Source organism: Streptomyces sp. NPDC001933, from assembly GCF_042890955.1.
GTDB lineage: Bacteria > Actinomycetota > Actinomycetes > Streptomycetales > Streptomycetaceae > Streptomyces.
On record NZ_JBIASS010000040.1, the window covers coordinates 1 to 18,526 of the forward strand.

Annotated in this window: 11 protein-coding genes and 1 CRISPR repeat array; of the genes, 7 read left to right on the plus strand and 4 right to left on the minus strand. The window is 68.5% G+C overall.

The window, feature by feature from the left end; translation table 11 throughout:
- The first annotated feature begins 208 nt into the window (after positions 1-208).
- On the plus strand, positions 209-703 hold the full coding sequence (locus ACFYY7_RS41805) for a hypothetical protein (protein WP_388670564.1): 495 nt from the start codon (positions 209-211) through the stop codon (positions 701-703).
- Here ACFYY7_RS41805 and ACFYY7_RS41810 read toward each other — a convergent pair.
- The gene (locus ACFYY7_RS41810) at positions 669-1,058 is read right to left on the minus strand and encodes a transposase (protein WP_388670567.1); all 390 of its coding nucleotides are present in this window, start codon (positions 1,056-1,058) and stop codon (positions 669-671) included. The genes ACFYY7_RS41805 and ACFYY7_RS41810 overlap by 35 nt on opposite strands.
- Positions 1,059-1,127: 69 nt before the next feature.
- On the opposite strand from ACFYY7_RS41810, the gene ACFYY7_RS41815 reads away from it, so the two are divergent.
- The gene (locus tag ACFYY7_RS41815; protein WP_388670625.1) at positions 1,128-2,144 is read left to right on the plus strand and encodes an IS630 family transposase; all 1,017 of its coding nucleotides are present in this window, start codon (positions 1,128-1,130) and stop codon (positions 2,142-2,144) included.
- A 26-nt stretch (positions 2,145-2,170) separates the two neighbouring features.
- Here the strand turns inward: ACFYY7_RS41815 and ACFYY7_RS41820 are convergent, their stop codons facing one another.
- Positions 2,171-2,488: an Imm51 family immunity protein gene (locus ACFYY7_RS41820; protein WP_388670570.1), complete on the minus strand. Its 318-nt coding sequence runs from the start codon at positions 2,486-2,488 to the stop codon at positions 2,171-2,173.
- A gap of 171 nt (positions 2,489-2,659) precedes the next feature.
- Between ACFYY7_RS41820 and ACFYY7_RS41825 the strand changes: the two genes are divergently transcribed.
- Complete coding sequence (locus ACFYY7_RS41825; RefSeq protein ID WP_388670573.1) at positions 2,660-4,891, plus strand: hypothetical protein; 2,232 nt, start codon at positions 2,660-2,662, stop codon at positions 4,889-4,891.
- A gap of 561 nt (positions 4,892-5,452) precedes the next feature.
- Positions 5,453-5,986, plus strand: coding sequence for a hypothetical protein (locus tag ACFYY7_RS41830; RefSeq protein ID WP_388670576.1), 534 nt, complete (start codon positions 5,453-5,455; stop codon positions 5,984-5,986).
- A 19-nt stretch (positions 5,987-6,005) separates the two neighbouring features.
- Here the strand turns inward: ACFYY7_RS41830 and ACFYY7_RS41835 are convergent, their stop codons facing one another.
- On the minus strand, positions 6,006-7,892 hold the full coding sequence (locus tag ACFYY7_RS41835) for a DNA/RNA helicase domain-containing protein (RefSeq protein WP_388670578.1): 1,887 nt from the start codon (positions 7,890-7,892) through the stop codon (positions 6,006-6,008).
- Positions 7,893-8,126: 234 nt separating this feature from the next.
- Positions 8,127-9,086, minus strand: coding sequence for a protein NO VEIN domain-containing protein (locus ACFYY7_RS41840; RefSeq protein ID WP_388670628.1), 960 nt, complete (start codon positions 9,084-9,086; stop codon positions 8,127-8,129).
- A 522-nt stretch (positions 9,087-9,608) separates the two neighbouring features.
- Positions 9,609-12,892: a CRISPR direct-repeat array (repeat unit 29 nt; unit sequence CGGCTCACCTCCGCTCGCGCGGAGAGCAC).
- Between the two features lie 171 nt (positions 12,893-13,063).
- On the opposite strand from ACFYY7_RS41840, the gene cas3 reads away from it, so the two are divergent.
- From cas3 to casB, 3 genes are all read left to right on the plus strand, one after another.
- Positions 13,064-15,934, plus strand: a complete 2,871-nt coding sequence (gene cas3, locus ACFYY7_RS41845) for a CRISPR-associated helicase Cas3' (protein ID WP_388670581.1) — start codon at positions 13,064-13,066, stop codon at positions 15,932-15,934.
- A gap of 202 nt (positions 15,935-16,136) precedes the next feature.
- Positions 16,137-17,747, plus strand: coding sequence for a type I-E CRISPR-associated protein Cse1/CasA (gene casA, locus ACFYY7_RS41850; RefSeq protein ID WP_388670584.1), 1,611 nt, complete (start codon positions 16,137-16,139; stop codon positions 17,745-17,747).
- Complete coding sequence (casB, locus tag ACFYY7_RS41855; RefSeq protein ID WP_388670587.1) at positions 17,744-18,490, plus strand: type I-E CRISPR-associated protein Cse2/CasB; 747 nt, start codon at positions 17,744-17,746, stop codon at positions 18,488-18,490. Before casA ends, casB begins: the two co-directional genes overlap by 4 nt.
- The last annotated feature ends 36 nt before the right edge of the window (positions 18,491-18,526 follow it).

The following is an 18,526-nucleotide window of genomic DNA, read 5'->3' on the forward strand; positions in this document are numbered from 1 at the left end:
GCCCAGTCTGTCCGTGGGCGTTGAGATGTGGTCAAGGCCCCGCGTAGGTCCCACTCTGCGTCAACCCCCGAAGGACTTCCGACGTTGACCACTAAGAAGCCGTTGTCTTTCCGAGAGTGGCGGGTATGTTTCCGCTGGTCAGGTGTAGGTGCGGTGTTTTGGCGGCAGGGACGAGGCGTTGTGTCGCCTCTTCGGTGGAGGTGCCGGGATGCCGTCGGTGATGGGGTTGCTGGAGGAGCGTGAACGCGCGGCTCGGCAGCGGGTGGAGGCTCTCCAGGCCGAGTTGCGGGAAGCCGAGGCCGTGTGGGAGCGGTTCGTGATCGCCCGTGAGACGGTGGGCGAGGTTCTGGCGGAGCCTCGCGGTGGCGAGGACGTGCCGCCAGCCGTGGTGGCCGGCGAGCGGCTGGTGCAGGTCACGGCGGCGGTGCCCGGTTCGGTGGTGCCGCGCTGGCAGGAAGGGCTCGCCCCGACGGTTCTCGCGCCGGACCACCAGCGGATCATGGATGTCCTGGCCGGTGGGAGCGGTACGCGCGGGGAGGCGATGGACTGCCGGCAACTCGCGGCGGCAGTCGGGCTGGAGCCGGTCCCGGCGAAGGTGGAAGGGGTGCGGTCGAAGGCGAAGCGTCTGGCCGCGCGGGGCTGGCTGGCGGAGGAACATCCGGGGCTGTTCAGCGTGCCCGTCGCACGAGCCGGCGGCTCATGACCATGCTCATCGACCACCGGATCACCGCCTCCGAGCTGTCGGTGCGCGTCTCGTAGTCGCGGGCCGGCCGACGTGAGTGCAGCAGCCACGCGAACGTGCGCTCCACCAGCCACCTCTTCGGCAACACGGTGAAGCCGCTGGTGTCGTCGCTGCGTTTGACCACGGTCAGCGCGACGCGCAGGACACCGCGGGCGAAGTCGACCAGGCGCCCGGTATAGCCGCCGTCGGCCCACACCCGCGTGACGCGCCAGTGCCGCTCGCTCAGCCGGGCCAGCAGTGTCTGCCCCGCGTCCCGGTCGGTTACCGAGGCCGCGGTCACCATCACCGTCAGCAGCAGCCCGAGGGTGTCCACCACGATGTGGCGATTGAGCTGCAGCGGATCGTTCGGCGGGGAAGCACCAGTTCGGTGCGGTTCCGGCGGGCGATGATGCTGCTGGCCTCGTCGGGCGGCACCCCGGTCCCGGCGATTGCACAACTGGTCCAGGCCGACGAAGACACCGTCCGGGATGTGATCCACCGGTTCAACGAGATGGGCCTGGCCTGTCTGGACCCTCGGTGGGCGGGAGGCCGTCCCCGCCTGCTGAGCATTGAGGACGAGAACTTTGTCGTCGAGACGGCCACCACCCGGCCCACCGCACTGGGCAAGCCCTTCACCCGCTGGTCGATCCGCAAGCTCGCCGACCACCTGCAGCGCAACATTGCCCGCCCGGTGAGGATCGGCCGGGAGACCCTGCGCTGCCTCCTGATCCGCCGCGGGATCTCCTTCCAGCGCACGAAAACCTGGAAGGAGTCCCCGGACCCGGACTTCGACACCAAGCTGGAACGTATCGAGTTCGCCCTCACCGAGCGGCCGGACCGGACGTTCGCCCTGGACGAGTTCGGGCCGCTCGGCATCCGCCCGACCGCGGGATCGTGCTGGGCACCGAAGGGGAGCCCAGCACGGCTGCCGGCGACCTACCGCCGCACCCACGGCATCACCTACTTCCACGGTTGCTACTCGGTCGGCGACGATCAGCTGTGGGGCGTGGTCCGCCGGCGCAAGGGCATCGACCACACCTGGGCGGCACTGCGGTCGATCCGCGCGGCCCGCCCGGACGGCGCCCCGATCTACGTGATCCTCGACAACCTGTCCGCGCACCTGAACTGGCGGATCCGCCGCTGGGCCGCCCGGAACAGGGTCGAGCTCTGTTTCACCCTGACCTACGCGTCCTGGGCCAACCCGATCGAGGCCCACTTCGGCCCCCTGCGGCAGTTCACCCTCGCCAATTCGAACCACCCCAACCACACCGTCCAGACCAGGGCCCTGCACGCCTACCTGCGCTGGCGCAACCAGAACGCCCGCCACCCCGACGTCCTCGCCGCCCAACGACGAGAACGCGCACGAATCCGCAGCGAGAAACACGTCCGCTGGGGCGGCAGAACTCTCCAGCTTGCGGCCTGAATCCGGAAGACCTGCTGGCCACAGCATTAGTCGTCGAACTCAAAGCCTGCCGTCTCGGCACGGGCAACGATCTCGCGAACTGCGCTGGAATTCGAGATCACGGGCTCAAGGGTAGCCTTGAGCTGCGTGAGGTCACTCAGGCTCCCGAGCGCACAGAACATGCCGCCCTCGCTGTCGAAATCGAGGCGCTCAGCGAGATCCGGCCAGGCGAACTGCACAAGGCCCTCCCAGAAGTACCCATTCGGCTCGTGTCCGGCGGCAACTACTGCGGCATCGGCGGCCAGGCCACCGGCAGCGAGCGTCAGCGAGTGTTCGCCGTCAAAGTCATGCAGGGTGAGAGTCACGGCGCGATCTTCCCATGCCCAGTACCCAGCCGGCCCGGCCTTGGCCGCACCCCCACCCGGCGAACCTTCCTGGCCACAGCACTAGCGCCCCCTCAACCAGCTATCTGTGCACGATTATTGACCATAGACTGCGCTCCATCACCGAGCTTCTAAGAGGGGTGAGTGACGCACATGGCGGAACCAGCGGGAAACAACGCGCCAGAGCCATCACAGTTGTTCTTCGGCTCCGCCCTCCTGGCCGGGGCCTGCCTCGGCAGCAGTACTCCTGCGATCACCAGCGTGGCTGGAACCCACCCCGCGGCGCGCCTTCTCAGCCAGGAAGAGCCCATCGCGACGGCTGGATGGGAAGAGGCAGCTGCAGTTGCCGCCGCGCGCCTACGCGAGCAACCGGTCGTGCTGGTGGCTGGAATGACTGACGTCATGCCCGACGGCTCTCCAGACGCGGATGAGCCGCTCAAGGCGGTGCTGGAGCGCCTGGAGCCGCCGTCAGACGCTTCGCTGCTTGGCCTTCTGCTGCCTGCCTCGTTGGTCACCTCGCGACGACACCAGGGCTTCCGGGCATCTGTTGCGCGTCGCTGGCGGCCAATCAGCGTCATCTATTCCACTGGAGCCCTTCCCGAGGTACACCCCTCCGAGCAACTCGCCCTGCTCTACCTGCGATCATGCACTGCGAAACCACGGGCGGTGCATGTGTTCCGCGTCCCGCGGACAGGCAGGGGGACCGACTTGGAGCAAGAGCTGACGCAACTGCTCGCACAGCCGTCCGGGTCGACAGCGCACGGATATGTGCTGTCGCAGCCATGGGCAGCGGAAGCCAATTGGCGGTTCGATCCGTCCGCAGCCGCGCCCCCTCCGGCCGACAGGTTGGAGCCGGACGCGAGTACGGAGGTGGAACGTCCCGCCCGCACCTTCGGCGACCTGTTCGAACGCGTGAGGACCATTCGTAAGGACGCGTTCCCGCATCTCAGCCAGGGAGCTCCAGGGGCGGTGCGGCTTCTTCGGTTCCGGGATTTTTCCGACACCGGGACGCTCGTGCCTGCCGAGGAGAACGATGCCGTGTGGGCAGCGATTCCCCAGGACCGGCAGCTGCAGGCCGGCGACATCGTGATGCAGAGCGTGCTCCACGAGTCCGCCACGCGTGGCCCCGCTGTGGCCGTCATTGCTCCGGAGGACCTGCCCGCTGCGCTTGAGGGCTCGATGAACCTTGCCTTCCGCCTTAAACAGCCGGTCGAAGAGCACCATCTGCGTTTGCTTGTCGCTTACCTCAACTCTGCGGTTCTGCAAGGTTACACGGCAGGCGGGACCATCCGCCGTATCCAGTGGAAAGTACTCCAAAGCCTGGCGTTGCCCGCGCCCGACGAGGCCCTTGTGGACGCATTGGACGATCTCAACGAGGCACGGCAACGCACCTTGGCCTGGCACCGTGAAGCGACATCGTTGCGGCAATCCTCCTTCACCGACCGCGATCGCGAAGGAGCCAGACAGCGCATCATCGCAGAAGGCCGCGTGCTGCGTCTGCGGGTAGAAGCGGCCTCCCAACTCGACGACGCCAGCTATATCTACCGCACTACGCTGCCGTATCCCATTGCCCTGCGATGGCGCGATGTCGAAGCGAAGGTAAGCGTCGACGATGAACCAGGACGGGCCTATCAGGCAGCACTTGCGACAGCTGAGATCCTCTTCTGCTACTGCGCCCTGGTCGCGGCTGCTCTTGCGTACTGGGAGGGCGTCACGATCCCGAGGATGGCCGCCGTCCGTAGCCGCCTCACTTCGGGCGGTACAGCTCCAGGGTTCGGCGACTGGGTTGCCGTCCTGCAGGAACTGCCCTCAGCCGTCCGAGATCTGGGGCTGCAGTCCAACCACCCTCTGACCGAGTTCACGTCCTTCGGAGCCGACCAGGACGTCCTTGCAGCGCGGGTACGCCTGTATGGCCAGCGCAACGACGAAGCACACGAGCGGCGCGCTGATGAACTCGACCTGCCTGGCGCCCTCCAGACCGCACTCGCAGACCTGCGGTTCCTTCTCGAACGCGCCCTGTTTCTGGCAGACCTGCCGCTTGCCCACGTCACCTCGGTGCGCTGGGACGCCTTGCGGAAGAGAGCATCTGTCGACCATCACCGCCTCATGGGCGACCACCCCATTGTGCCGATCAGCGCCCTGGAGCAAGACCATCCTGGACTCGAAGTCGGCAGCCTGTACGTCATCGACAGCGAACGGCGCTTCCACCTGCTGCGCCCGTTCCTCACGCGTCAACTGTGCCCACGATGCCGCGCCTGGTCCACATTCCACCTTGACCGCACCCAGAAACAGGACGTGCTGCTCAAGAGCCTGGAACATGGCCACCCATTGACCGTGAAAGACCCCTCCACGCGAGCCGCACTGCAGCACGTCGGGCTGCTATGACGACGTTGACCAGCGGTTCACGGAACCCTCGATCAGAGCCACTTTCAGGAAGCTTCTGGCTATAGCAGTGACCACCACCGATGCGGGCTCCAAGGCCGACTTGGTGTTGGACCGCCGGGCTCTGCGGCAATCACGCGTTCACGCCGCCCGATGGCACAGTCAATCTTCCAGTGGCACCGCCTCTCCGCGGGCCGCTAGCGCGAGGCTCGGTGGGACCTCCGAGGCTCTGGCCCGCCCCCTGTCAAGCGATCGCAACATAGCCGACGATCGCCGGTTTGGGTAACCGGCGGTAACCACCACTCAGGCCCTGGCAGACGATTCTGCCCGTGATCAGTCAACATGTGGGCTGCTCACCGAATGCGGATTCCGAGGTTTCCGCAGGAGTCGGTGCTCACGAAGGTGCGCTGCCTACAGGGCGACACTGCGTGATCTCCAGCCCGCACAGGAACCGTGCTCACGAAGTGGTACTCCCGGAGGCCTCCCTGGGCCGGCCCGAACCCCACTGGCAACCGGCCGGGCTCGTGCCTTGGTCGTCCCCCAACCGTCGAACGTGGAGAATCCGTGCCCCACTTGGAGCCACACGAGCCCGCCCCGTCCGCCGTCATTCCTCGCGGCGAGTGCGACGACTGGTTGATCAGCCAGGTGGACATCGACCAGGAGCTGGCCGCCTACCTGGAGCGCTACCCGGACGAGGCGACGCTGCTGTCCGAGCCGATGCGGCTGCTGACCCAGGGCGGCTGCACCTCCCGGCACGACTATCCGATGCACGTCACCGTCGGGGCGCTGCTGATCCGCGCCGGTACGGAGAGTATCGGCATCGGTTCCACGATCACCGTAGGGTTCGCGGTCAGCCGCCTCGCCCAGGTACCCCTGCTGTTCGCAGGGCCCGGACTGCAAATCACCGAGCCCCGCAACTACCGTAAGAGGCGCCACGGACAGCGGAAGACCCGCTGGCGCGCGGATGCGGGCAAGGCGTCAAAGAACGCTGACGAGCGCAAGGAGTCCAGCCCCGCACCCACACCCCAACTCACTTCAGGGCTCAATACCATGGAACCCGATGCGGAGAGAGTCCTGAGTCTGCAGCGTACGTGGTGACTTCGGGTGGTGCTGTGGTTCAGGTGGGCTGCTGGACCGGCGCAGGCGGGTCGGGCTCTGCCGCAGTCGGTGCGGGGACCAGTTGGCGCAGTCGTGCCTGTGTTTCGGGGTCGGTGGAGTACAGGAGGGTTCCGGACATGCCACGGGTGAGGAGGACTTTGTAGGTGTTGCGGACCAGGCGGAGGAAGGTGGCGGGGTCGGTTCTGCTGAGCGCGGGGTCTCTGCTGGCCTGAGGGTTGGGGAGCCAGCGGTCCTGACGCCAGACGAGGTCGTCTCCGAGGATGACGCCGTTCCAGTCGTACTCGAAGCCCTGGGCGGTGTAGATGCAGCCGACCTGGCCGAAGCCGTCGGGGTCAGTGGCCCAAAGCCAGGACGGGGGAACGCCGTCGAGGCGGGCCTCACCGCGCAGGTTCCACGGCTTGCGCCAGGAGCCGATCGTGATGTCGTCGACCAGACGGCCGCGGCGCGGGTCGCTCCATCGCCAGCAGAAGCCGGCCGTGATGCGGGCGGTGAGGTGTTGCGCCTCCTTGGCCTGCAGGAGGTCTTCCATCTGCTGGGGAGAGTCGACCACTCGGACGTGGAAGGTCCGCTCGTCGGCCCACTCGGTGGCGGGCTCGTCGGTGAGCTGTAGCAGGCGCAGGACCCACTGTTCGTAGGCACGGCTGCCGCCGTTGCGGAACTGGCCGTTGAGGTCGATGTGGCGTGGGCGCAGGCCTCGGGCGGCGGCGGCCTGGTCGATCGCTTTGCGGCTGCCCATCTCGCCGGGGCGTACGACTTGGTGGTCGTCCAGGAGGAAGACAGGGACGCGGGCGGCGTCGAGGAGTTCGTCGATCTGGCGTACCCCGCGGTGGCGGACGGAGTGGGCACGGATGCGGTGGGCCTCGTCGCAGATCAGCGCGTCCAGTCCGTTCTTGGGGGTGTCGGCGAAGTTCATGAAGTAGCCGAAGAGCTTGCGGACGCGGGGGTTGTAGGTGCCGACGGCGTGGTGGAGGGTGCGGGTGAAGGACTTGGATCCGGTGGCGTGGACCACGGTGTGGCGTTCGTGGGCGAGGTGGCGCATCAAGTGCAGGGCGATGACGCTTTTGCCGGAGCCGGGGCCGCCGGTGACGATGAGGACTTCTTTACTGTCCGCTTCGCGGGCCTTCTTCACCGCGCGGCGGACCAGGGAGACAGCGACCTGCTGTTGGTCGAGCAGGACGAACCGGTCGGCGTGCAGGATCTCTTCCGCGGTCGCGCGCAGCAGGGGACGGCTGGGTGCCAGGGGGCTGTCGACGAGTTCGTCGGCGGCTGCGGTGCCGTGAGCGGGTGAGAGGCGCGACTGCAGATAGGTGATCAGCTGATCGCGGGTGCTGTGCGTGAACAGGCGCCCGTGGTGGTCGGGTTCAAGGGCGAGCAGGTCGGCCACGCCGGTGGTATCGGCGTTGTGGAGGTAGGCCACGCCGGCCACCGCGTCGGGTTCCGCGTCCAGCACGGTGGTGAAGTCCTGCAGGTACTGGCAGTAGCGCCGTACCTGGGCGACCGGATGCAAGAAGGCCTGGTTGTTGTTGCCGACCCCTGGCAGGCAGAGGTCCTCGGTGTCGGGCAGGGCCCGGGCGTGGGTCCACTGTTTGAGCTCGACGATGACGTAGGACGGCTGGGACGTGTGGGGGTGCCAGCCGGCCAGCACCACGTCGGCCCGCAGGCTGGACAGGGCCAGCTGGTACTCGATCAATACCTCAACATGCTGCAGTCCGGCTTCGTCCAGCACGCGGGCCAGGGCGGGCAGGCTGTTGCGCCAGGACCGCATCTCCCCGTCCTCCAGCCGGCCCAGTCGCGCCTGCCGGTGACACTCGGCCAGATCATCGGCCACCGTGTCCTGATTACAGCGGTCGACGAACTCGTGCACGGACATGCGCAGTAACGGCATCGTCGTCTCCTCGGTCGGATGTGTTTCGTGAAACAGCGCGGGTGGCCCCGCGCGGGGTGAGTGCGGTCCGGTGATGGTCAGGCGGCGTTGCGTGGGCACACGGACCCGGCCCGTAGGGGGCTGTCCCCCGCCCGGCACCGGAGGGGCTCGTCCGCACCCACGTATGCCGCGCGTGAATGTCGTACAGCCGCGCCCCTGGGCGCAGGGGGCCAGATCGGGCGAGCCGGGCCGCGTTTATGGCTGAGGGGCGGCGGGCTGGGGGACGAGATACTGGTAGCGGGTGGGGCGCAGGTCTTCCTCGGCCGGCTGCCAGTCCTCGAGCAGCAGGACGTCGCCGCCGCTGCAGTGGTACGCGCCGTCCGTCTTGGTGACCTTGATGTCGCTGACGATGAACAGGTCGACGGTGTGGCGGGTATCGAGGGCGTGGAAGACCTCGTTCACGGTCAGCTCCACGCTGGTGGGGGCGCCGGTGGTGCCCTTGACTTCCACCCGCCGCTCCAGCCCTCCCCGCTCCAGGCGCAGGTCGTAGGGCTTGCCGACCTTGTGCGCCGTCCAGCCCCGCTCGGGATCCTGGTAGTGGGTGACGGCCTTCTCCTCGGCGTACAGCTCGACCGCCTTGCGCTTTTCCGGGTCCATCTGCCGCCCCGCGCCCCGCCGCCCGCGCCGGGGGCTGTTGGGGCCCTCCAACTGCTCAAGCGTGACCCCCGGCGTCGCGGCGAGCGCGACGTCATGGTCCGCGGCCCAGTCGGCCTCGATGCCAGCCGCGTCGAACAACGGCTGCGGGTCCATCGCCACCAGGTACCCCACCCCCTGCTGGGTCCCCGACCGGCGCGCCGCCTGCGACGCCTCCGCGCTGAGCGGACCGTCCGGGCCCAGAGGCACATCGTCGAGCACGGCCAGCGGCTCCAGGCCCAGCCGGTAGGGGTAGATGACCCGCTCCTCGGCGGCCTCGTCCGGCCAGTGCGGCGCCGTGCCCTCGTACACACCGACCTGCACCTTGCACAGCACCATCCGCACAGACTTCGTTTCCCACTCCCCCGGCTGCACCCGCGGCGCCGCCCCGGTCACCAGGACCGCGAAGTCCGGCTCCCGCCGTCCGTACCAGTCCGGCTTCCTCGGAAAACCCCAGGAACGCGTCACCATCCCGTGCTCCAGGTTCCGCTGGTGCCCGACCTTCTGCCCCACATGAATCATCACGAACAACGCCTCAGAAACCACCAGGGCACCCTAAGACCATCACTAACGACAGGTCAACAAGATATTACTTACTGCTCCCTGACAGCTCGACGAAGCCCCCGCCAGCCGAGGGTGTACTCCGCAGGCATCGCCGACAATCGTCACATGAAGGGCTCGAGGTACGGGCTGGGATTGTTACTGGTGGGCGGATGGGTGCCCGGCCGCGGCGGGCTCACCGGCCCGCCCGGCGCCCTACTGGTAGGAGAGGCACGTGAAGGCGGGCTGCGGTACGTGGGCAGCGTCGGCGAATCTCGGTCAGCGTGCGCTCCGGCAACCTCGCCTTGATCTCCTGCTCCAGCCGCTTCGCCGAGGGCGTGAGCCCCTCCGCGCGGTGCGGCTTCAGCGACGGGATGCCCGTCTCCAGGGCGATGACCAGACCCTCGTTGTCCGGATACCCGGCGTCCGCCGCCGCAGCGGCACTACGGAGCTTGTCCTCCAGCTGCCGACGGAAGAACTGCGTGTCGAACTCGGCGGTCTCACCCGGCTCGCACAGCTCGTGCGGAGAGCACACGGGTCCGGAGTAGTGGTTGACGGTGGTGACGGGCTCACGACCGCTCGCGCGGAGAGCACTCTGGCCGCAAGGAACGCACCCCCAAGCCGGGCGGCTCACCTCCGCTCGCGCGGAGAGCACGCAAGGCGTACGGGAGTGTCGTCATACCCGGACGGCTCACCTCCGCTCGCGCGGAGAGCACCACTTCCCCGGGGTCCGGCTCCGTCGGCGGCTCGGCTCACCTCCGCTCGCGCGGAGAGCACCGTACCCGGTGCGTAATTCTGGGACTGGATAGCGGCTCACCTCCGCTCGCGCGGAGAGCACGTAGAGTGCGGGGCTTCCGGTACGCCACGACCCGGCTCACCTCCGCTCGCGCGGAGAGCACCTGGCCACCTCCCTGCTCGTCTGCGCCCTGTACGGCTCACCTCCGCTCGCGCGGAGAGCACCACGACGTCGCGCGTTCCTCGGCGTCGGTCGCCGGCTCACCTCCGCTCGCGCGGAGAGCACGAGTGCGCGCTGCCGCCGTGGAGTTGGACCAGCGGCTCACCTCCGCTCGCGCGGAGAGCACTCGACCCCGCAGACACCCGCCGCCCGTCGGGGCGGCTCACCTCCGCTCGCGCGGAGAGCACACATACAACGAGAACAAGCACGGACAGAAGGACGGCTCACCTCCGCTCGCGCGGAGAGCACGACCCGCTGGGTCTGTCCGACGGTCACAACACCGGCTCACCTCCGCTCGCGCGGAGAGCACTCCAGCCAGCCAGCGTTCATGATGTGCCGAGGCGGCTCACCTCCGCTCGCGCGGAGAGCACCCCCACCGGGTCGCTGCCCGGAACGGAAGGCCCGGCTCACCTCCGCTCGCGCGGAGAGCACTGGATTGGCGGAACTGACCATGAGCGAGACCACGGCTCACCTCCGCTCGCGCGGAGAGCACTACCTGACCCTGGACGAGAAGATCATCAAGGACGGCTCACCTCCGCTCGCGCGGAGAGCACCCGCGCACGCTCGACGGGAGGCCGCCCTTGATCGGCTCACCTCCACTCGCGCGGAGAGCACTGACGGTCCGTTCGTCTCTGCTCGGTCCAGGGCGGCACACCTCCGCTCGCGCGGAGAGCACCAGCCGGCGAACTTGTTGCCGCCGTACTTCGACGGCTCACCTCCGCTCGCGCGGAGAGCACCGCAGCACCACGTGGAGCGGCCACACCCACTCCGGCTCACCTCCGCTCGCGCGGAGAGCACCTGGTCGGCATGCCGCTGGTCGGCGTGATCGGTGGCTCACCTCCGCTCGCGCGGAGAGCACGCCACCGCCGTGAACGACCTGGATCAGCGCCTCGGCTCACCTCCGCTCGCGCGGAGAGCACAGGATCTGGGAGGCCAGCGTGCGGGGGACCGACGGCTCACCTCCGCTCGCGCGGAGAGCACTGTGGGGGTACCGGGGTGGTCCACGGCTTCTCCGGCTCACCTCCGCTCGCGCGGAGAGCACTTCGATGGGGGCGGCCATGGTCACTTCTCCTTCGGCTCACCTCCGCTCGCGCGGAGAGCACCCGGTGTTCTCGTCCTCGTATGCGAGGAGCCACGGCTCACCTCCGCTCGCGCGGAGAGCACCTTTCCACGGCATAGTTAGCCCGCCAATCGGGCGGCTCACCTCCGCTCGCGCGGAGAGCACATCGCCTCTTCTTCGCTGAAGATCACGCCGGACGGCTCACCTCCGCTCGCGCGGAGAGCACTAGCCGAGGGCGAGGATGCGTGGGTCGTCGTACGGCTCACCTCCGCTCGCGCGGAGAGCACCACGAGGTAGGGCAGGCCCATCGGCTTGACGACGGCTCACCTCCGCTCGCGCGGAGAGCACGTTGACGATGTTGACCGCGGTGGTGCCGTCGCCGGCTCACCTCCGCTCGCGCGGAGAGCACGAGAGCACGGTCGCGCCACCTGTTGAAACCCTCGGCTCACCTCCGCTCGCGCGGAGAGCACGCCAGAGCGTTCGACCACTCCTTGTACTGGTCCGGCTCACCTCCGCTCGCGCGGAGAGCACTCAGGTAGTAGCGCGTGTGTGCGTGAAGGCGGCGGCTCACCTCCGCTCGCGCGGAGAGCACACAACGAAGCCCTCGCGGTGGCACGACAAATCCGGCTCACCTCCGCTCGCGCGGAGAGCACTCCTCGGTCGGGGGGTGCGCCGCCAGGAGTTCCGGCTCACCTCCGCTCGCGCGGAGAGCACCGGCGCGCACTGGATGCCACATACACGGGGGCCGGCTCACCTCCGCTCGCGCGGAGAGCACGCGCGGTAGACAGGCTGGTCCGCTCCGCGGTGCGGCTCACCTCCGCTCGCGCGGAGAGCACCCCGGCGACGAGGCCGTTGTCCGCATCCGCATCGGCTCACCTCCGCTCGCGCGGAGAGCACGCGTCCAGCTTCTTCGTGACCCGGGTCAGCGCCGGCTCACCTCCGCTCGCGCGGAGAGCACGTGAAGGTCTCGCGCGCCGGGATGATGTAGTTCGGCTCACCTCCGCTCGCGCGGAGAGCACCCGTCCGGTCAGGCGGCTGATTGTCTGCTTCCCGGCTCACCTCCGCTCGCGCGGAGAGCACCTCCGCCCAAGTACTGGTTGGAAATGACGACACGGCTCACCTCCGCTCGCGCGGAGAGCACTCGGAGCGGGCCTCGCCCACGTACTCCACGTGCGGCTCACCTCCGCTCGCGCGGAGAGCACGGGACCGATCCTGTGTCTGATCGTATCTACGCTGGCTCACCTCCGCTCGCGCGGAGAGCACGTCCGCGAACATCTCGCGAGACCGGACGGTGACGGCTCACCTCCGCTCGCGCGGAGAGCACTGCGGAATGCGGGTGCTCACGGGACGTTCGGCCGGCTCACCTCCGCTCGCGCGGAGAGCACGCAGCTGCGTCAGCGCGCCGGCAGCACGCAGAAGGCTCACCTCCGCTCGCGCGGAGAGCACCGTCCCTGACGAGGATTTCGCCGCAGGGCAGACGGCTCACCTCCGCTCGCGCGGAGAGCACGCGGCGATCGCGCGGAGAGCACACACCCAGCCCGGCGGGCCCGGTGCGTGCCACCGAGCACGCGGCGATCGCGCGGAGAGCACTGTGCACATGGGCGTGCCCGCGCTGGCCATGCCGAGCACGCGGCGATCGCGCGGAGAGCACTCAGCGAACGCCGAGCTGCCGCACTACGAGCGCGAGCACGCGGCGATCGCGCGGAGAGCACGCCGAGGGCGCAGGACTCCCCGTCGCCCAGGTCGAGCACGCGGCGATCGCGCGGAGAGCACCCTTCGCGACCTGCACTTACTCAGCCCCTTTGCAGCTTCTTTGCCAAGTCTCGTGGTGCATGTATCTCGATTCGACGTAGTCGCGCAGCGAGTGTAAGGCCCGGTCCTCATATCGCAAGCACATCGGGCTATTTGGGGCTGTTGTCAGTGCGGGGTGCTATCTCTGAGCACATGGTGAAGCGCGAGGGGGTTGGCTCCACAGAGAACTGCTTTCTGGATACTCGTATGTGGGGGAAGGAGCACGGGCTATCGCGGCCGTATCCGGTGATGTGTCACCTCCTGGACACCGGCGCAGTGTTTCAGGAGCTTTGGGACGTCGTTCTGAGCGACAAGACCCGGGCTGCCATAGCGGATGCGCTCGGTCTGAACGTAGTGGAGTCGCGCGCACTGGTCTCGTTCTGGGCCGGATTGCATGACATCGGTAAGATCACGCCCCCGTTCCAGGCCCAAGTTCCCGCCTGTTACAGTCCGGTTCGCAACGACCCCGCCTACGTCAGTGCGCCGGGCGCCGAGACCGAGAAGAGCTTCCGCCACGAGATCGCATCTCACTGGGCCCTTTCCGAGCTGTTCTCGGCGGCAGAGTATCCCGGCGACAGGCGCCTGCCCCGTAAGTCTGTAGGTCATCAGGTCGCACAGTTGTTAGGTGGGCATCACGGCCTTTTCGGGGCGGTGTTGAAGGCGAAGGAGGCGGCGCAGGCCAGCAGCTACAACCCTGGTCTGGGTGCGCAAGGCTGGGTCGGCCAGAGGCGAGCGCACTTTGAGGAGCTTCGGCGTGCCATGGGGGCGTTCGTAGTTCCTCTGTACGGGTTACCCGCCGGACTGGCCGTGGTGGTGGCCGGTTTGGTCGTGGTGGCTGACTGGCTGGCGAGCCAGACGTCCGCGATCGAGCCGCGTATCCCTGATCCTGGCTGGTCGGGCACGGCAGAGGAGGTCGATGCTCACTGGCAGGCAGCGGTGAAGGCCGCGCCGGGGCTGGTGCAGGCTGGGCGGCTGGGCCGGGCCCGGTTCTCGGCCGAGGAGTTCGGTGCGATGTTCCCCTTCGCGCCAAACAGCCTGCAGCGGGATCTGGCGGAGCATCTTCCCGGGTTGGTCGGTGAGCACGGGGCTGGGCTGGTGCTGGTGACCGCTCCGACCGGTGACGGGAAGACAGAGGCAGCGTTGTTCGCGTCTTCGTTGCTGGGGCGGGCGGCGGGGGCGCGGGGGTTGTACTTCGCATTGCCGACTATGGGTACGGCGGACGCGATGCTGCCGCGGGTAGAGGCGTTCGCCTCTCGGTCTCTGTCCGGTGAGCGCGCGTTGATGCTGTTGCACTCGATGGCGTGGCTGAGTTCCGCAGACGCTGGGGGTAAGGCAGCCGCTTTCGAAGCCCCGGTCGGCGAAGGCCTGATGAGTGCCGGGAGGGGAACGGTCGTCGAGGCGGACGGGTGGCTGCGGGGCCCGAAGCGTGGGCTGCTCGCCCCTTTGGGTGTGGGCACGATCGACCAGGCCCTGAGTGCTGTGCTGCCTCTGCGGTACAACGCGCTGCGGCTGTTCGGGCTATCGGACAAAGTGTTCGTGGTCGATGAGGCGCATGCCTACGGTCCGTGGATGCATCAGCTCCTCGTGCGGCTTCTGGAGTGGCTGGGCACGATGGGCGCTCCGGTCGTGCTGTTGTCGGCCACGCTGACGGGCCGTTCGGCCGGCTCGCTGGTCGACGCGTATCGGCGTGGTGCCGGGTTCTCCGAGCCGTCCCGTGTGGTTCCGCGGTATCCGGGCTGGTTGTTCGCGAGCGGGATCTCTGGTGAGGTGTCGGCTGCGCGGAGTACCGCGAGCAACCGTGCCCGGACGCTGAAGGTGTTACGGCGGCCGGTGGTGTGGGACACCGCGGAGCCGGCCGGTGCGTCGGTTCGGGAGGGCGGACGGCGTGCGGCGCTGCGGGAGGTGCTGGCTCCCGTCGTCGCGGAAGGCGGAACGGCCCTGGTGTGCTGCACGACTGTGGCAGAGGCCCAGCAGACGTACCGGGATGTGCGGGCGGCATTCCCTAGTCTCGTGGCCCGTCCGGATGGGTTGCGGTTGCTGCACTCCCGGTTTCCTGCAGATGTGCGGGCTTCCATCACGACCCGCTGCGAAACCATGTACGGCAAGCCCCGCCCCTCCGGGGAAGCGGTTACGGCACGCCCGGCGTCGGTGCTGGTGGCGACGCAGGTGGTAGAGCAGTCCCTGGACTTCGATTTCGACTTGGTGGTGAGCGACCTTGCCCCGCTGGCGCAGCTGTTGCAGCGTGCCGGACGCGGGCGGCGGCATGAACGCGGCCCTCTCGGCCGTCCGCGGTGGGCAGCAGCGGAGGACGAACCGGAGCTGGTCGTACTCGATCCGCTGGCCGTGCCCGGCGGCTCCGTCCCGCGTTCGTGGGGAAAGGTCTACGACGCAGGGCTGCTCAGGCGCACTTCCCAGATTCTGTCGAAGTGCGCCGGCGAGGGCATCACGATTCCCGCTGGTGTGCAGCAGTTGGTGGACGAGGTGTACGAGGAGGACTTCGTCGACCGGCTGGAGGGCGCGGCCCGTGAGGAGCTGGCCCGGCTGGATGAGGAGCGAGCAGCAGTGGAGGCGGCCGAGCGGCATCTCGCGGCGTGGACCGGTATCTGTGCGCCGGCGGATGTGCAGGGCGATCTCAGCAAGCTCTCCCGGCGGGAAGTGGGGGTGACCGAGGAGTTGCTGACGACGCGTCTCGGTGCTGACACCGGGCGGGTGCTCTGCTTGTACGAGCAGGCGGACGGGGTGGTGACGCTCGACCCCGAGGGCAAGGCTCCGGTCCCGGCCGGGGGCAGGCACGGGCTCAAAGCGGCGGAGCTGGCCGACGTTGCGCGGCGGGTGGCACCGGTGCCAGGGCGATGGCTGCGCGGCGGCGAACTTGCCGGTGCCGTTCCGCAGAGGTGGGGAACGCACCCCTCACTCCGCGACCTCGTTCTGTTGGCCATGAGCCCCATGGGGGACGGCACCTGGCGGTGTCGGCACGGGCGCTACACGATCTCCATGTCCGAGGTCGGCCTCGAAGCCGAATGAATTATTCATGTTCTCACCACTTCGCTCACACATTTCCTCTACGTTCCAAGTGCGGTCTCCCGTAGTCGAGTTGTCACCGCCCGTTGCCGCCCTGCCCCGCAACTCCTCCCGGTGTGTAAAGGCAAGGACACCGACAGCGCGCGGCGGGACTATCGGCGCCCGGCCCGGCCCAGCATCTTCTGAATGACGACAGGACACAGCCATGCCAACCGGCACGTACAACCTGATCGACCAGCCGTGTGTCCCCGTGCGATGGAAACCCGGCAGCGTTCCCGCTGCCGCAGGCGGGTTACCGGACCGGGTGGGCCTGCGCGAACTCCTGCTGCGCAGCCACGACATCGAGGGCCTCGCCGTCGCCGACGCGCCCGCGCACGCGGCCCTGCTCCGGATCCTTTACGCGCTCACTGCCGGGGTGGCCGGCCTGACCGAGCAGGGCCGCGCAGGCGACTGGGACGAACGCCGGCTGGATGTCCTCGACGCCGGCTGGCTCCCGCCCGGGGAGGTCGACGCGTACTTCAGGATGTTCGAGGACCGGTTCTTCCTGTTCGCTCCTGGCGGTCGCCCGTGGATGCAGGATCCCCGGCTGCTAGACCAGTGCGACGCCACGAACACCGCCGGTGTCAACAAACTCATCGTCACCCGCCCTTCGGGCAACAACCACTCCTGGTTCCGGCACGACTCGGACACCGCAGCCGAGGCGCCCACCGCGTCCGAAGCCTTCCTCAGTCTCCTGGTGTGGCACTACTACGGCCCATCCGGTCGCTGTTCGTCCCGCGAAGTGAACGGAGTGAAGAGCGCAAGAGCCACCGCCGGCCCACTGCGGACCGCTTTGTCCTACCACCCCGAAGGCACGTCCCTCTTCAAGACGCTGCTCGCCGGTCTGGTGCCGCCAGAGACCAGCGTGCGCGGGGACGAGGACCTGTGCCCGTGGGAACAGGACGAATTGCCCGATCCAGACAGTCCACCGAGGGAGTCCCACGGGCCGCGCTCCCGGCATACCTGCCGCTCCCAGCACGCGCTGCTCCTGGTTCCGGACCAGGACAGCACCCATGTGCAAGACGCGTTCATCACCTGGGCCTACCGGGGGGAACGGATGCCGCGGGAGGACGACTACCTGATCTGGCAGGTCAGCCAGCAGGGCAACCGCTACCCGCGTCCCGCCGACGCAGACCGGGCGCTGTGGCGTGACCTGGACGCCCTGCTGCTGCAGCATCCGCCCGCCGGCAGCGCACACCCGCAGCAGCCTCGCGTCTTCCGCAGCGCGGTCGAGGTGTCCGAGGACCTGCGGGTGCGGGCGCTCGGCTTCGACCAGGAGGGACAGGCCAAGGACACACAGTTCATCGACGCCAGTACCCCGGCCATCCTCGGATTCGCCGAGCGCAACGACGCCCGCACCGTTCCTGCGGTTGGTCGCCTGCGTCAGTTCGGGGAACTGTACGGACGCCGCCTGGACCGGGCGGTCAAACGCGCCTGGGCCGCCTACGTCAGGGACGTCAAAGCTGATGGCGCGGCCTGGGCCGCAGAGGCCGGCGCCCGGTACTGGCCGCGCGCCGAGGCCGAGTTCTGGGCACGGTTCCGCCTCCTGGACCGCACCGGGAACGTCGCCGACGGCGGCTTTGATCCGGCAGCCACCCGCCGGGCGTTTCTGCGTCTGGCCGAGGGGGCGTACGACACGGTGACCTCACCTGTCACCCGCACACTGCGCGGGGCGAAGGCCGTCTCACAGGCCCGCATCGAGCTCTACGGCGGAACACCGAAGAACCGGCCGACAGTGCCTGGCGCCCGCACGAAGACCAAGGAGCCCACCGCATGACGACCACTCCCCCACCAGCCCATCAGCCCGCCACCAGCCCACCGGGCACGACAGCCGGGAAAATCCCCCTGCAGAGCGGCATGCCGAGAGCCGGCCGCTCGCGCGCGTACACCAACTGGGTCGAGCAGGTCTGCCGCGAGGACGCCGGCGCCCGCAGCGCGTTGCGCAGTGGACTGCGGAAGGATCTCGACCAGGTGCGGCGCATGCACCGCCTGGTCGCCCCGTGGCTGCCCGATTCCTGCCCCGCGGACGTGGAGCGGGCTTACTACACCGTCGCCGCAATGATCGCCGCCCAGCCCCGCAGCGCATTGGCAGCACCAGACCACACGGCCGCTGATCCGGGACAGCCCGACAAGCGGGAGCCCTCCCCCAGCACACGGTGGCGGCGCACCAGTCTCGGCACCGCATTTGCCACCGCCGTCACCGAGGGGCCGGGCAGGGAGAAGGAAATGCGGGCAGGGACCGCAGAAAGCCGCCTCAACCTCCTCACCCGTCAGAGCGTCAACGGCCTGCACCGGCACCTTCCGGCCTCCGTCGGATACCTGCGCTCGCTGGGCGTGGAAGTCGACTGGGCCCAGCTGCTCGACGACATCAGCCACTGGCGTCACCGCTCCGGGCGGATCTCGCGCACCTGGCTCCAGGACTTCTACCGGCTACGGGACATGACCGCCGCGCAACAGGCCGACGACGCCGACGAGAAGGAACTCTCAGCGGATCCGCCTCCGGCCCCCGCTTCCCCCTGACCGCGCTCTCACCGGCCCCGTGAACCACACAGCACA